The sequence below is a fragment of the Galactobacter valiniphilus genome, assembly GCF_003575975.1.
Lineage (GTDB): Bacteria > Actinomycetota > Actinomycetes > Actinomycetales > Micrococcaceae > Galactobacter > Galactobacter valiniphilus.
Window position 1 is genome coordinate 34,457 of record NZ_QQXK01000004.1, and the last position, 14,458, is coordinate 48,914.

General features: G+C 72.9%; 11 protein-coding genes and 1 pseudogene. 6 read left to right on the plus strand and 6 right to left on the minus strand.

All coding sequences use genetic code 11. The features are described 5' to 3' along the window. Positions 1-174 precede the first annotated feature (174 nt). From DWB68_RS02705 to DWB68_RS02720, 4 genes are all read left to right on the plus strand, one after another. The gene (locus DWB68_RS02705; protein ID WP_233548572.1) at positions 175-918 is read left to right on the plus strand and encodes an endo alpha-1,4 polygalactosaminidase; all 744 of its coding nucleotides are present in this window, start codon (positions 175-177) and stop codon (positions 916-918) included. A 122-nt stretch (positions 919-1,040) separates the two neighbouring features. Then, a complete protein-coding gene (gene rraA, locus DWB68_RS02710; RefSeq protein WP_119423608.1) occupies positions 1,041-1,505 on the plus strand; it encodes a ribonuclease E activity regulator RraA in 465 nt (154 codons plus the stop codon). A 105-nt stretch (positions 1,506-1,610) separates the two neighbouring features. Next, entirely contained in the window at positions 1,611-2,792 is a 1,182-nt protein-coding gene (locus tag DWB68_RS02715; RefSeq protein WP_119423609.1) for a magnesium and cobalt transport protein CorA, read from the plus strand. Then, on the plus strand, positions 2,789-3,493 hold the full coding sequence (locus tag DWB68_RS02720; RefSeq protein ID WP_119423610.1) for a tyrosine-protein phosphatase: 705 nt from the start codon (positions 2,789-2,791) through the stop codon (positions 3,491-3,493). Before DWB68_RS02715 ends, DWB68_RS02720 begins: the two co-directional genes overlap by 4 nt. A gap of 111 nt (positions 3,494-3,604) precedes the next feature. Here the strand turns inward: DWB68_RS02720 and DWB68_RS02725 are convergent, their stop codons facing one another. Further along, entirely contained in the window at positions 3,605-4,273 is a 669-nt protein-coding gene (locus DWB68_RS02725) for an FMN reductase (protein WP_119423611.1), read from the minus strand. Continuing rightward, positions 4,270-5,430, minus strand: a pseudogene (locus DWB68_RS02730) (CE1758 family FMN-dependent luciferase-like monooxygenase). Before DWB68_RS02730 ends, DWB68_RS02725 begins: the two are co-directional and overlap by 4 nt. A 163-nt stretch (positions 5,431-5,593) precedes the next feature. Between DWB68_RS02730 and DWB68_RS02735 the strand changes: the two are divergent. Beyond that, entirely contained in the window at positions 5,594-7,156 is a 1,563-nt protein-coding gene (locus tag DWB68_RS02735; protein ID WP_119423613.1) for a hypothetical protein, read from the plus strand. Between the two features lie 59 nt (positions 7,157-7,215). Here the strand turns inward: DWB68_RS02735 and ptsP are convergent, their stop codons facing one another. From ptsP to pyrE, 4 genes are all read right to left on the minus strand, one after another. Next, positions 7,216-9,744 (minus strand): phosphoenolpyruvate--protein phosphotransferase, encoded by a 2,529-nt coding sequence (ptsP, locus tag DWB68_RS02740; RefSeq protein ID WP_119423614.1) that lies wholly within the window; start codon positions 9,742-9,744, stop codon positions 7,216-7,218. 2 nt (positions 9,745-9,746) lie between these two features. Then, positions 9,747-10,373, minus strand: coding sequence for a dihydroxyacetone kinase subunit DhaL (gene dhaL, locus DWB68_RS02745; RefSeq protein ID WP_119423615.1), 627 nt, complete (start codon positions 10,371-10,373; stop codon positions 9,747-9,749). Positions 10,374-10,375: 2 nt separating this feature from the next. Continuing rightward, on the minus strand, positions 10,376-11,374 hold the full coding sequence (gene dhaK, locus DWB68_RS02750) for a dihydroxyacetone kinase subunit DhaK (protein ID WP_119423616.1): 999 nt from the start codon (positions 11,372-11,374) through the stop codon (positions 10,376-10,378). A gap of 200 nt (positions 11,375-11,574) precedes the next feature. Continuing rightward, positions 11,575-12,135: an orotate phosphoribosyltransferase gene (gene pyrE / locus DWB68_RS02755; protein ID WP_119423617.1), complete on the minus strand. Its 561-nt coding sequence runs from the start codon at positions 12,133-12,135 to the stop codon at positions 11,575-11,577. A gap of 69 nt (positions 12,136-12,204) precedes the next feature. Here pyrE and DWB68_RS02760 point away from each other — a divergent pair, with 69 nt between their 5' ends. Continuing rightward, positions 12,205-14,391: a hypothetical protein gene (locus DWB68_RS02760; RefSeq protein ID WP_147391556.1), complete on the plus strand. Its 2,187-nt coding sequence runs from the start codon at positions 12,205-12,207 to the stop codon at positions 14,389-14,391. Positions 14,392-14,458 lie beyond the last annotated feature (67 nt).

Below are 14,458 nucleotides of genomic sequence, written 5' to 3' on the forward strand. Positions count from 1 at the left end.
CGGGCGCCCAGGGAGGCGCAGAGCGACCGCAGCGCGGCGCGTACCCTGGAGGCCATGGAACGCCGGGCGCGCGCCGTAGCGGGGACCGGCGCCGCACTGCTCCTGCTGCTCGCCGCCTGCACGCCGGCGAGACCCCCCACCCCGGACCGGTCGGCCGCCACCCAAGGCCAGCCCGTGACGTTGCCCCCCACCGGCGGCGTCTTCGACTACCAGCTGGGCGGTCCGTCCGAGCGCGTCGCGGAGAAGGGTCCCGTTCCCACCGTGGTGGAGCGAGACAGCTCCGCCACGGCGCTTCCAGGGGCCTACAACATTTGCTACGTCAACGGATTCCAGACCCAGCCGGACGAGACCGAGGCCTGGAAACAGCACTCGGATCTGCTCGCCCAGGACGCCGACGGAGCGCTGCTCGTGGATCCGGAATGGCCGGACGAACACATCCTCGACCCGAGTACGCCGTGGCAACGCGAGGGAATCCTCGCCCTCGTCGAACCCGTCATCGCCTCCTGCGCGGAACGCGGCTTCGACGCCGTCGAGATCGACAACCTGGACACCTTCGAACGCTTCGCCTCCATCGACCGCTCCGGCGCCTTCGCCCTCGCCGCGGACTATGTGAGGGTGGCCCACCGGCATGCCTTGGCCATCGGGCAGAAGAACGCGGCCGGTGCCACCCAACGGGCCCGCTCCATCGGCTTCGACTTCGCCGTGACCGAGGAGTGCGGCGCCTTTGACGAGTGCGGGGAGTACCGGGAGGCTTACGGGGAGCACGTGCTGCAGATCGAATATCCGGGCTCGCTGCAACGCAGCGGGAAAACCTTTGACGAGGTATGCGCGACTCCAGACCGCGCGCCGCTCACGATCCTCAGGGACGTGGAGCTCGTGCCCGTGGGGCAGGCCGGCCGGCGCTACGAGCAGTGCTAGCCCGACTCACCTCTGCGTGAACGACCCGACACCCGGGCCGCGCCCGGCGTCGCACGCTCGCGCGGGGGCCCCGCTGCCGGGCAGGATGGGCCCCACCACCCGCAACCACGCCTGGGAGAGACATGACGAGCACGGCCGACCTATACGACGAGCGCGGCGAGGCCCTGGCCTCCCTCCCCCTGCAGCTGCTGAACCTGGGCGGGCGCGCGGCCTTCGAGGGGCCCATCCGTACCGTCCGCTGCTTTGAGGACAACGGCCTCGTGAAGTCGATCTTGGCCACGCCGGGGAACGGCACCGTCCTGGTGGTGGACGGGGCCGGCTCGCCGAACTCGGCGCTCATGGGCGACATGATCGCGGCCTCCGCCGTGGCCAACGGCTGGGCTGGCGTGGTCATCAACGGGCCCGTGCGCGACCGTGCGGCGCTCGCGGAACTGGACCTCGGGGTGAAGGCCCTCGGCAGCAACCCCCGCAAGAGCTCCAAGGACGGCGTGGGCGAGGTGGACATCCCGGTGGAGTTCGGCGGCGTCAGCTTTGTGCCGGGCAAACGCCTGTACTCGGACGAGGACGGAATCCTCGTTGAACGATAGCCCCACGGCCGCGCCGCCCCGAACGCGTCACGGAGCCGCCGCGGTGGCAGACTGAGGCCTGGACCGGGATGCGCCCGGACTTCCGGGCTGATCAGGAGGCCGTGAGTGGGGCTGGATAGCGGGCATCCCGAGCGCGTGACCCTCTTTGCCGACGGCAAGGCGACGGACCTTGGCGGGGACCTTGCCGGGGCCCTGGAACTGGCCAAGGCGGAGCGCGCGTGGGCGTGGATCGAGGTCCTGAGCCCCACCGACGAGCAGTGGCATCACCTGACGAGCACGCTCGCGCTGAACCGCCTGGCCGTGGAGGACATGCGCGAGCAGGAACAACGCACCAAGCTCGACCGTTACGGGCAGCACGCCTTCATGGTGCTCCACCCCGCGCGCTACGACGACGCCGCCGAGGAGGTGAGCCTCGGCGAGCTGGACATCTACCTGGGGCGGGACTTCCTGATCACCCGGCGTTCGCCGACCACGCCGCCGCCCACCGAGGCGTTGGAACGGGTGAAGGCCTCCCCGGCGCTAGCGACGCTGGGACCGCGCGGGGCGGGCTACGCCCTGCTCGACGACGTGGTGGACGGCTACCAGCCGGTCCTGGACGGCCTGGCCGAGGACATCGACCAGATCGACGACTCGCTCTTCTCGCGCTCCGAGGACGATGTTGCCGCCCGCATCTACAAGCTCTCGCGGCAGGTGGGGCGCTTCCAGCGCGCGGTCTCCCCGCTGGAGACGCTGCTGACGACGGCCCGGAAGTCCCTCTCGGGGACCGATCCCCTGCTCCTGCTCGGCGAGGGCGGCACCGCGGCCCACGGGCGCTCGCCGGAGGCGGATTCCCCCGGCTGGGCCGAGGCAGGGCCCGGAGCGGGGCCAGCCACGGCGGCGACTCCCGACCCGGCCCGCCCCACCGACGACGCCGCCCGCGGCGGCGAGCACCGGCGTCGTCGGGCACTTCTTGAGGCCCTCCTGCGGGACGTCCAGGACCACGCGCGGCGCGTGGATGCCCACGCCGCCGAGATGCACTCGACCCTGAACAACGCGCTCTCGCTCGCCATGACGCTCGCCTCCGAGCGGGCCACCGAGGTCTCGCTCGAGCAGAGCGTGCAGGCCAAGAAGGTGTCCTCCTGGGCCGCCATCTTCGCCGTCCCCACCGTGCTGGCTGGCGTGTGGGGCATGAACTTCAGGTTCATGCCGGAACTGGAACAGGCCTGGGGTTACCCGGCCGCCGTGGCCACCATGACCGCCGCGTGCGTGGGCCTCTACGCCGCCTTCAAGAAGAGGAACTGGCTATGACCGCACTGATCAACTCCCGCGTGGTGGTCCCGGGGCTCGTCTACCGTTCGGCCGCGCCGTACGGGCTCGGGGCGCCGCAACTGCACGAGGTCGTGGACGCGCTTGGCCTGCGCGCCGTGGCCGATCTGCGCGGGCAGCGCGAGCGCGTCCTGGCGCCGTGGGCAGGGCTCGAGGAGGCCGGCGTGGAGTACGTCGACGTGGCCATGGACGCCTCAGCCGACGAGTCGGCGCTGGCCCTGGAGACCGCCGAGGACCTCGGCCAGCTCTACCTCGAGTGGCTGGATCTGAAGCGCGAAACCGTGGCGCGGGCGCTCAGCCCGCTCGCCGAGGGGACGCCCACGCTCTTTCAGTGCGCGGCGGGCAAGGACCGCACGGGCATGCTGGCGGCGCTCGCCGGGATGCTGGCCGGGCACTCGCGCGAGCAGATCATCGCGGACTATGCCCTGACCGGGCAGAACATGCAGCAGGTGAAGGCAGCGATGTTCGAGGCCTACCGGCCGCTTGTCTCCGCGGCGCAGCTGGCGCACCTCGCGGAGGCCAATGCGCCCATCATCATGTCCGCGCCCGAGGACGCCATGGCGGTGTTCATCGACGGGGTCGAGGGCGAGTACGGCGGCGTGGGCGGCTTCCTCAACTCCACGCGCATGCACCCGGCCAAGGCGTTTGCGATCCGCGAGAACCTGGAGCGCGCCGCGGGCTGAGCCGCCTCCACGGATCCGGGCGATCCGGCTCGAAACGCCCGACGGCGGTCGGTGACCTTTTCGCTGAAAAGGTCACCGACCGCCGTCGGGCATCGGTGGGGAACCTGGTGTTTAGAGCGTGCCGGCGTGGCCCTTCAGGAGGGTCGCGAAGTCCGGCGTGGCGCCGAGCGAGTTGCCGGAGACGCGGCGCGTGAGGTCGGAATCCGACTGCACGAAACCCGCCACGGCGTTGCCCGCCTGCATCATCTGGGTGGTGAGCTCGCTTGCCGCCTGGCGCACGCGCCCGGCCAGGCCGGAGCCCTCCGCTCCATCGCCGAAGTCGTCCGTCGCGGCGAAGACGCCGGTGGGCATCGTCAGCGCGTGGAGGTAGGCGAAGAGCGGGCGCAGCGCGTGCTCCAGGACGAGCGAGTGGCGCGGCGTGCCGGCCGTGGCAGCCACGATGGTGGGCACATTGCGCAGCGTGTCCGGGTCCAGGATGTCGAAGAACATCTTGAATAGGCCGGAGTAACTGGCCGTGAACACCGGCGTGACCGCCACGAGGCCGTCGGCCGTCGCGAGGATCTCGCGGGCCGCCGCCACCTTGGGGGTGGGCAGGCCGCCCGTGACCATGGTGGTGGCCAGGTCCTGGGCGAGGTCGCGCAGCTCGATGATCTCGATCTTCACGCTCTCGCCGCGGGCCGAGACCTGCGCCTTGACGGCGTCGGCCAGCAGGTCAGCGAGGATGCGCGTGCTGGAAGGCTGGGACAGGCCGGCGGTGACGACGGCGACGGTCAGGCTCACTTGGATTCGGCCTTCTTGGCGGCTTCCTCGGCCTGCGCGGCGCGGGCCACGGGCGAGGAGATGACCTGGCGGTAGTCGGCGTCGGCCGGGAGGGCCGCGAGCTCCTCGTGGCTCGGGGCGTTCGATCGCACGCCGGCGGGGCGGCGAGCCTCGAACTACTTGCGCAGCACGGGGACGACCTCCTTGCCGAGGAGCTCGATCTGCTCCAGGACAACCTCCTCGGGCAGGCCGGCGTGATCCAGCAGGAAGAGCTGGCGCTGGTAGTCGCCCACCTGATCGGCGAAGCCGAGGTAGCGCTCGATGACCTGCTCGGGCGTGCCCACCGTCAGCGGCGTCATCTTGGTGAAGTCCTCCATGGAGGGGCCGTGACCGTAGACGGGCGCGTTGTCGAAGTAGGGGCGGAAGAAGTCCTTGGCCTTCTTCTCGGTCTCCGCCATGAACGCCTGGCCACCGAGGCCCACGATCGCGTTCTCCTTGGCGCCGTGGCCGTATATCTCGTAGCGCTCGCGGTAGAGCTTGACCATCTGGGCGGTGTGCTCGATGTTCCAGAAGATGTTGTTGTGGAAGAAGCCGTCGCCGTAGAAGGCCGCCTGCTCGGCGATCTCGGGCGAGCGGATGGAGCCGTGCCACACGAAGGGCGCGGTGTCATCCAGCGGGCGCGGGGCCAGCGTGAAGCCGTGCAGCGGGGTGCGGAACTGGCCCTCCCAGTCCACGACCTCCTCGCGCCAGATCTTGCGCAGCAGGTGGTAGTTCTCGATGGCGAGCGGGATGCCCTGGCGGATGTCCTTGCCGAACCAGGGGTACACGGGGCCCGTGTTGCCGCGGCCCATCATGAGGTCAACGCGGCCGTCGGAGACGTGCTGCAGCATGGCGAAGTCCTCGGCGATGAGCACCGGGTCGTTCGTGGTGATCAGCGTGGTGGACGTGGTGAGCTTGATCTTCTCGGTCTTGGCAGCGATCCACGCGAGGTTGGTCGTGGGGCTGGAGACTACGAACGGCGGGTTGTGGTGCTCGCCCTGCGCAAAGACGTCGAGGCCGACTTCCTCGGCCTTGAGCGCGTACTTGCGAATGGACTGCAGGCGCTCGCGCTCGGTCTGAGACTTACGACCGGTCGGGTCCGGGGTCAGATCGCCCACGGTGAAGATGCCGAACTCCATGTCCGTCTCCCTGCTCTCTCGGACGTTCCCCACGTCCAGGTGATTGATACGTCAACTATAACCGCGACGACCCCACTTGTCATTCCGTGAGCTTGCTCACCCGCCGAGCGCGGTTAGGATCACGTGTGCCGGCGCGCGGCGCGCATCGATGGGGGGACACAGCATGAACCAAGAGGAATGGCTGGCGGAGCGCCGCCGGCTCGGCCTGCCCGCCGACCCCGCCAAGGACTTCCCGCCCGCGTATCGCGAGGACCCCCAGGCCATCAAGAGCCGCTTTGCCCCGCCAGGCGGGCGGCAGGGCCAGTCGCGGCGCGCTCCCACCACCGGCACGACGCCGGGCGGCGCCTCCGGGGCGCGCCCCTCCACCCAGCGCACCCCCGGGGCAACGGGCCCGCAGGCCGCGGCCGCCGAGCAGGCCCAGCTCGAAGAGCAGCTGGCCCGCCTCGCCGCGGCGGCACGCAGCGTCACCCAGCGCCCGGCCCAGGCCGCGCGCCAGGCACCGGTCGCCGGCGCCGCCCCCACCGCCGGCACCGCCCAGGCCCCCGGCGCCCGGCCGGCGCCCGCGCACCCAGGCCACCCCGCGCCGTCGGGCACCTCCTTCTCCCCCGCGCCTGGACCGCGTGCCGCCATCCCCGCCAGCACCCGCCCCAAGAAGAAGGCCAGCCCGCTCGGCACGATCGTGGGTCTCCTCGTGGTGGGCGGCGTGGTCTTGGCCGGACCCCTCAACTCGATCTTCGACGACGCCAGCTCCGGCGTCTCGGGCCTGCCCTGGGACGACTCGAGCGACGATGACGACACCGGCGACTGGACCTACTCCGGCGAGCTCGACCTGGAGACCCAGGACCCCGAGCTCGCCGACACCGTCACCTCGCTCATGGACGGGCTCCTCGCGGGGGAGCCGGCGGCCGTCAAGACCCTGGTCGGCGCCAAGGGCGTGTACCTCTCGACCCTCACGCCGGCCTCCGCGCGCCTGGTCATGGGCGAGGACGCGAGCTTCGAGGTCACCGACTCCTCGGTGTTCAGCACGAGCGCCACGGTGACGGGCGAGTACTACAGCGGCGAGGACTACATCACCCTCAACCTACGTTTCACGCGCGCGGACGACGGCGCCGAGTGGGTCGCCGAGAAGCTCGCCTTCCCGGAGATCGACGCCGGCGACCTCCCCAACGAAACCACCAAGATCAACGGCGTGCCGGTGAACGTCTCGGCGCTGAAGAAGGCCGATCTCCCGGTGGCGGTCTGGCCGGGGACGGTGTCGGTCAGCCTGGCCAAGAGCAAGTACACCGCCTGGCGAGAGAACCCGGTCACGGCCTCGGCGACACGCGCGGTGTCCTCCGGCGGGGTCGCCAGCTCCGTGTTCGTCTCCCCGCGGGGGGAGCGCACCGCCGCGTTCAAGAAGGAGACCCTGGCGGCGGCCCGGGCCAACTACGAGCGTTGCCTCAGGCTCACCGACCTGGTCCTCAAGAACTGCCCCTTCAGCGTCAACGCGAGCGGCGTAAGCCAGCCCCGCAACATCAGGTATCGCCAGACCAAGGACCCCGGGACGCCGCACCTCGTCGGCTCCATCGGCTCGGAACGCGTCGTCGGCGGCAACGGACGGGTCTCCGTGAGCGGCACCGGCCGCTACGCCGGTGAGCCGACCACCCTGGAAGGGAACCTCTCCGTGACGTTCAACGGCACCGTGACCGTCAGGAACAACAAGATCGTCTACACCGAGGGCGGCTGAGCCGCCCGTGGGCGGACACCCGGCGGGGCCGGCACCGAGGTGCCGGCCCCGCCGTCGTCTCACAGAACGCCCGACGCCGCGTCCCTCGCCTCGCGCGCGCCGGTGGCGGTCAGCGCGGCCGTCGCCGCCGCCCTGCACTGCTCGAGGGTGGAGGCGGCCAGCGCCTCAGCCACGGCCGCGAGCGCGCCGGGCGACATCGACAGGCTGTCCACGCCGAGGCCGATGAGCACGCGGGCGAGCAACGGATCGGAGGCCGCCTCGCCGCACACGCCCACGGTGCGCCGCGCGGCGCCGGGGCGGGCGGAGGCCAGCCCCGCGCCGTTGACCGTGGCCTCGATGAGCCTGAGCACGGCGGGCTGCCACGGGTCGTTCAGCGCCGCGAGCGGGGCCGAGAGCCGGTCCGCCGCCATGGTGTACTGCGCCAGGTCGTTGGTCCCGAGGCTCACGAAGTCCACGTGCTCCAGGACGTGCTCGGCGCTCAGCGCGGCCGCGGGCGTCTCGATCATGACGCCCACGGTGGCCAGCCCGGCCGCCCGCGCCAGGCCCGCGAACCACGCCGCCTCCTCGACCGTGGCCACCATGGGGGCCATGACCCAGGCCTGTGTGCCCGGCACGAGGGTCTGGGCCCTGGCCATAGCCGCGAGCTGCGTGCGCAGGAGCCCCTCGTGCCTGAACGCCGTGCGCAGGCCGCGCACGCCGAGGGCCGGGTTCTCCTCCGGCTCCGGATCGAGGAACGGCAGGGGCTTGTCCGAGCCAGAATCCAGCGTGCGCAGCACCACCTTGGAGCCCTCGAAGGCCCGCAGGACGCCCGCGTAGAGCTCGGTCTGTTCGTCCTCACTCGGCGCCTGGGCCCGGTCGAGGAACGCGAACTCGGTGCGGAACAGGCCGGAGCCCGTGGCCCCCGCCGCGGCGGCCTTGGCCGCGTCGGCCGCCGTGCCGATGTTGGCCAGGAGCGAGACGGCGTGCCCGTCGGCCGTGGCCGCCGATCCGGTGAAGGCCCGGCGTTCCTTGGGCACGGGGGCCGTCAGCGCGCCAGCGGACTGCTCCTCGCTGGGGCCGGCCACCACCTCGCCGCTGCCGCCGTCCACGAGCACCGGCTCGCCCTCGGCCAGCGCCGCGGCGCCGGGGAAGCCCACCACGGCCGGGATCCCGAGCGAACGAGCCAGGATCGCGGTGTGGGACGTGGGCCCGCCCTCGCTCGCGACGATCGCGAGCACGCGCGCTGGATCCAGCCCGGCGGTGTCGGCGGGGGCGAGGTCGCGCGCCACAAGCACGAACGGCGCGTCGCGCTCGGGGACGCCAGGGGCCGGGACGCCGCGTAAGGCCGCCACGACCCGCCCGCGCAGGTCCCTCACATCGCTAGCCCGTTCGGCCAGCGCGCCGCCCGCGGCGCCGAACTGCTCCGCCACGTCCGAATACGCGGACCAGATGGCCCGCTCGGCGTCCAGCCCCTCGTCCCGCAGCAGCGCGAGCGCGGCCTCGAGCGGGCCCGGATCGGCGGCCAGGGCCGCGGTTGCGGAGAGGATGGCCGCCGCGTCGCCGTGGGCCGCTCGGGCGCGGTCGTGCAAATCCCGCACGACCGCGGAGGCCGCCGCCTCGAGGCGCCTCGCCTCCGCGGGCCTCGCCTCGGGCGGCACGGCTGCCGCCTCGGCCGGGGCCGCGAGGGGCGGGGGCATGTGCACGGCGGGGCCCACGACGCGGCCGGGGCTCACCCCGAGGCCGGGGCCAGCGGGCCGCCCGGTCGAGACGGCGGAGTCGGGCTGAGCGGCAGCCGGGGCCTCCCCCGCTTCCCCAAAGCCCTCCTCGATGAGCCGCACCGCCTCGGCCACCGCGGCCTGCGCTTGGGGTCCGCCCGCGCTCACGCGCACGGTGTCGCCCCCGCGCGTGCCCAGCCCCGCCACGGAGAGCGGGCTGCGCGCCGGGGCGGGCCTGCGGCCCGGCACCTCGAGGCTGACCTCGGCGTCGAAGCCGGCCAGTGCCCCCGCCAGCGTCGCCGCCGGGCGGGCGTGTAGGCCCATGGGATTCACGAGCACTACGTCGGCACTCGCGCCGGCCTCGGTGCCGACGGACGCGGCGTCGACCGGCCCGGCCCCGCCGGGCCCGGCGCCCTCGGCGCTCTGGCCCGCTCCCGCCCCCGGCGGGCCGGGCTCGAGACCCGGCCCCGCGCCGTCGGGCGCGGGGTCAACCTCCCCCAGCTGCTCCCGCTTCGAGGCTAGGGCGCCGGAGGCCTGCGCGGCGACCTCGGCGAGGTCGCCGCCGCCCGCCGCCGCGACCACGGCGGCGAGCAGCCCCTCCACGAACGGGGCGGGGACGATGCGCACGGGCGCGTCCGGATCCGGCAGAAACTCCACCGCCATCTCGGCGGAGAGGACGGCGGAGCCGAGGTCGGTGATGACCACGACCCCTCCCCCGTCCTCCGCCTCCTCGATCGCGGCGGCGACGCGCGCGGCGTCGGTGCCGAAGGAACCGTCGTCCATGCCGGCGGCAAGGACCACGCGGGGCGGCTGCCCCGCCACCATCTCCAAGGCCAGCCCGAGGGCGGCCTCCGCGAGCGCTGCGCTGTGCGAGACCACCACGAGGCCGACCATGCTCAGCCCTTCGCCGCGTCGGCCAGGGTGCGCACGAGCATCGCGGAGGACACCGAGCCGGGATCGAGGTGCCCGGCGGAGCGCTCGCCCAGGTAGCTCGCGCGCCCCTTGCGCGCCACGAGGTCGAGGGTCGCTGCACTGCCGGCCTCGGCCGCGGTGGCCGCGGCCTCGAGGGCCTCCACCTCGGGGCGGCCGGCGGCGTTCGCGTCATCGATCGCGTCGAGGGCCGGGAGCAGCGCATCCAGCATGGTCTTGTCCCCCGGCTCGGCCTTGCCGCGCGCCACGATGCCCTCCACCCCGGAGCGCAGCGCCGCCGAGAGGCCGGCCGCGTCCAGCTCGGTGACGCCTCCCGCCGCCGTGCCGAAGCGCAGGAAGAACGTGCCGTAGAGCGGGCCGCTCGCGCCGCCCACGGTGCTGACCAGGGTCATGCCCACGCTCTTGCCGAGCTCCCCCACCGTGGCCGGTACGGCGGCGTCGATCTTGTCGGAGGCCGCCTGCATGCCGCGGGCCATGTTCGAGCCGTGATCGGCGTCGCCGATCTGGCGATCGAGGTCGGTGAGCTCGTCCTTGCGGGCCACCACCTCGTCCTTGTAGCGATGGATCCAGTCCACCAAGGCGCTCAGCTGCATGCTCAGGCCCCCCACCGCAGGCCGGGGGTGTTCACCGGCGCGTCCCAGAGGCGCAGCATCTCCTCGTCCGCGCGCAGGATGGTGACGGAGGCGCCGGCCATCTCGAGCGAGGTGATGTAGTTGCCCACGAGGTTGCGGGCCACCGTGACGCCCGCGTCCTTGAGCAGCTTCGCGACCTCGGAGTAGAGGATGTAGAGCTCCAGCTGGGGCGTGCCGCCCATGCCGTTGACCATGACGATCGCGGGGCCGGACGTGAAGTCGAGGTCCGCGAGGATGGGCTCCACGAGGTCCTTGGCCACCGCGGCGGCGGACGCGAGCGGCACGCGCTTGCGGCCCGGCTCGCCGTGGATGCCGATGCCAAGCTCCATCTCGTCCTCGCCGAGCTCGAAGGTGGGCTGGCCGGCGGCCGGGACGGTGCAGCTCGTGAGGGCCATGCCCATGGAGCGGCCGCGCGCGTTGACCTCCTTGGCCAGCGCCGTCACGGCGTCCAGGTCCAGGCCCTCCTCCGCGGCGGCGCCCACGATCTTCTCCAGCAGGACCGTCAGGCCCACGCCGCGTCGGCCGGCCGTGTAGAGCGAGTCCTGCACCGCGACGTCGTCGTCCACGATGACGGCCTCGACGCGCACGCCGGTCTCGACGGCGGCGAGCTCGGCCGCCATCTCGAAGTTCATGACGTCGCCCGTGTAGTTCTTCACGATGTGCAGGACGCCCGCTCCGGCGTCCACGCCGCGGGTCGCCTCGAGGATCTGGTCGGGGGTGGGAGAGGTGAAGACCTCGCCGGCGATCGCGGCGTCCAGCATGCCCGTGCCCACGTAGCCGCCGTGGAGGGGCTCGTGGCCCGAGCCGCCGCCGGAGATGACGCCGACCTTGCCCTGGCGGGGCGTGCCGCCGCGGAAGACGATGCGGTTCTCCAGGTCCACCCGCAGCTCCGGGTGCGCCGCCTGGACGCCCGTCAACGAGTCCAAGACGACCTTCTCCACGTCGTTGATGAGCTTCTTCATGTGCCGCACCACCCTCTCGTCGTGCCGCCCCGCGCGGGCGGTTTGACATGAGCGTTCACCGGGAGCGCGGCGCGGTCAAGAGGTGTCTTTCAGGTTGGGACGCTTCTCCCCCTCCGAAGGGAGAAGAAAGCACTGCCCGCCACGCGCGCGGGGCCGGGTTCCCTGTGGAACCCGGCCCCGCGGCGTCGTGCAGAAAAAAGTCAGTCGAGGCCGAGCTCGTCCTTGGAGAACACGGCGAGGTACGGGACGTTGGCCTCGGCCTCGATGCGCTCCTTGGCGCCCGTGGCACGGTCAACGATGACGGCGACGGCCGTCACGAGGCCGCCGGCGTTGCGCACGCCCTCCACGGCGGTCAGGGCGGAGCCGCCGGTCGTGGAGGTGTCCTCCACGACGAGGCAGGCGCGGCCGTCCACGCCGGGGCCCTCGACCTGACGGCCCATGCCGTAGGACTTCTGGGCCTTGCGGACCACGTAGGCATCCACCTCGCGGCCGGCCTCGCGGGCGGCGTGCATGATGGCGGTGCCGACCGGGTCGGCACCCATGGTCAGGCCGCCGGCGGTGGCGAAGTCGATGCCGGCCTCGTCCAGCATGGCCAGCATGACGCGGCCCACGAGCACGGAGGCCTCGTGGTGCAGCGTGACGCGGCGGAGGTCGACGTAGTAGTCGGCCTCCTTGCCGGAGGAGAGCGTCACCTTGCCCCGCACCACGGCGAGGTCCTTGACGAGTTCGAGCAGCCGGGCGCGGTCCTGTGCAACGGTCATGCCCCCAGTCTATCGGGCGCGATTGGTACCCTGGCGGCGTACGACTACGGCCTGATGAGGGGGTGGACCGTGACCGGTCCCCAGGATCACGACGACGCGCGCCCGGCGGGGCAGGATCCAGTGCGCCCGCACGAGGAGCTTCCCGCGGACGAGGCGGCCACCGAGGCGGCCGAGCTGGCCGAGTCCATCGAGGACGCGCTGGAGCCCGAGGTCGAGGAGCGTCTCGACGAGGCCAAGGCCTGGGAGCCCGCCGCGTGGGAGCCGCACGCTCCCACCACGGTGGACGAGGCCCCCGCCGAGGAGCACTCCATCCTCGATGAGGACCCCACCGTGAGCATCCCCTCCGTCGCCGAGGTCATCGACGCCGCCGAGGATCGCGAGCCCACGGCAGCGGATGCGCTGCACGACGGCGCGGACGCGCCTTCCAGCCCCGCCCCGGCTCCCGCCGGGCCTACCGCCTGGCAGGACCGCTTTGCGGCGGCCAACGCCGAGGCGCCCGAGGCCGCCGGTGAGGATGATGAGGACCCGGAGGACACCGCGATCCGCGACCGCGGCGCCTGGGGCCCCGCCGCCGTGACTGGCGTTGCCTCCGTGGGAGGAACCGCCGCCGCCTCCGATCTGCCCGCCGCGACCTCAGCGGGCCAGGACCCTCAGCCCGCGACCCAGGCGCTGCCGCCCATCGTGGCGCCCGCCGAGGAGCCGGCCACGCAGGCCATGGACGTCGCGCCGCCGGCCGCCGAGGCCGCGGCGCAGCCCGCCCTTGCCGCTCAGGACGCACCGGCCGAGGCCGCCCAGCCGTCCACGCAGGCCATGGACGTCGCCCCGCCAGCCGACGTCGCCCCGCCGGCGGCGACCCCCGAGGCCGCCGCCGCGCCCCACGAGCCCACGCAGGCCGAGCTCGCGGCCGCCTTCCCGTCCACCCCCTTCGGGCTGGTCTCCCCCGGAGCCAAGCAGCCGACGTCGGGCATCCAGGCCCTGGCGGCACCCGCCGGTCCCGGCGGCCCGGGCGAAACGGATCTGGACGCCACCATGCTTCACGCGCCGCTGCTGCCACCCACGCCGCAGCCGCAGGCGCCCATCCCCGGCTACGGCGAGACCCCCGCGGGGGCCCCGGCGATGCGTCCGCGCGGCGCCGCGCGTCGTGCTCCCGAGAAGAAGAAGACCCCGGTCTGGGCCATCCTCGTGGGCGCCCTCATCGGTGCGGCGCTCATCGTGGGCATCGTGCTGCTCGCGTGGCAGCCGTGGGACAAGACCCCCACGGCCGACCCGAGCACGGGCCCCTCCCAGAGCCAGCCCACGCAGAACACCGCGCCGGGCGAGGTGGCGGACGGCAGCCCCGCCGCGGCCGTGCGCGACCTCGGCGAGGCCCTCGCCAAGGGCGAAGCGACCACGGCCCTCGGCCTGCTGGACGAGTCCCTCACCGCCCCGGCCCGCGACGTGGACAACGCGCTCCTGAGCAACGAGGCCTACGCGGCGGCGAAGAACCGCCCCACGGCCATCAAGATCGACCCGGCCTCCACGGCCGCCGTCGCCGAGGACATCACGAGCGCCCGCGTCACCGCCGTGGTCACGCAGAACGGCAAGGACGTGCCCACGACCTTCCAGGTGCGCCGCTCCACCACCACTGGCCCCTGGTTCGTTGACCCGTCCACGCTACCGACGATCCGCGTCTCCAACGCAAGCGGCACCACGATCAAGGTCAACGGCGCCGACGTGAAGGTGCCCGGCACCGCCGGCGACTACTCCACGACCCGCTTCCGCGTGCTGCCGGGCAGCTACGCCGTGGAGGGCAAGGCCGACACCTTCACGTCCTTCGCGAAGGCCGAGACGCTCAACGCCCCGATCACCGCGCTCGGGACCGAGGGCAGCGCCAACGCCGGCTCGGTGTCGCTCAAGCCCAAGCGCACCGACGAGTTCAAGACCGCAGCGACCAAGGCCGTGGACGCCTGGCTCGACAAGTGCGCCGCGTCCAAGGACATGAAGCCCTCCGGCTGCCCCTTCTCCGGGCCCACGACCTTCGAGGGTGCCAAGGTGACCGACGTGAAGTGGTCCATCGACCAGCGCCCCACGCTCTCCTTCCACGACTACGGCATCGGCGCCGAGACCGTCAGCGGCAGCGGCGGCACGGCCTCCGTGTCCGGCAAGGCCAAGGTGGACGGCGAGGACCGCAGCGTCTCCGGCAAGGTCAGCGGCTTCTCCTTCCGCGGCACCCTCACGGTGAAGGGCAAGGACATCGCTTTCGCTCCGGCCTCCTAAGGTCACGCTCGACGACGGGGCGCGGCGCCCAGCCTGCAGGCTGGGCCCGCGCCCCTCGCGTTTCTTG

What these genes read in the sequence shown, in the direction of transcription:
- rraA (WP_119423608.1), top strand. Translation starts at nt 1,041, where the DNA reads ATGACGAGCACGGCCGACCTATACGACGAGCGCGGCGAGGCCCTGGCC.
- DWB68_RS02720 (WP_119423610.1), top strand. Translation starts at nt 2,789, where the DNA reads ATGACCGCACTGATCAACTCCCGCGTGGTGGTCCCGGGGCTCGTCTAC.
- DWB68_RS02735 (WP_119423613.1), top strand. Translation starts at nt 5,594, where the DNA reads ATGAACCAAGAGGAATGGCTGGCGGAGCGCCGCCGGCTCGGCCTGCCC.
- ptsP (WP_119423614.1), bottom strand. Translation starts at nt 9,744, where the DNA reads ATGGTCGGCCTCGTGGTGGTCTCGCACAGCGCAGCGCTCGCGGAGGCC.
- dhaL (WP_119423615.1), bottom strand. Translation starts at nt 10,373, where the DNA reads ATGCAGCTGAGCGCCTTGGTGGACTGGATCCATCGCTACAAGGACGAG.
- dhaK (WP_119423616.1), bottom strand. Translation starts at nt 11,374, where the DNA reads ATGAAGAAGCTCATCAACGACGTGGAGAAGGTCGTCTTGGACTCGTTG.
- pyrE (WP_119423617.1), bottom strand. Translation starts at nt 12,135, where the DNA reads ATGACCGTTGCACAGGACCGCGCCCGGCTGCTCGAACTCGTCAAGGAC.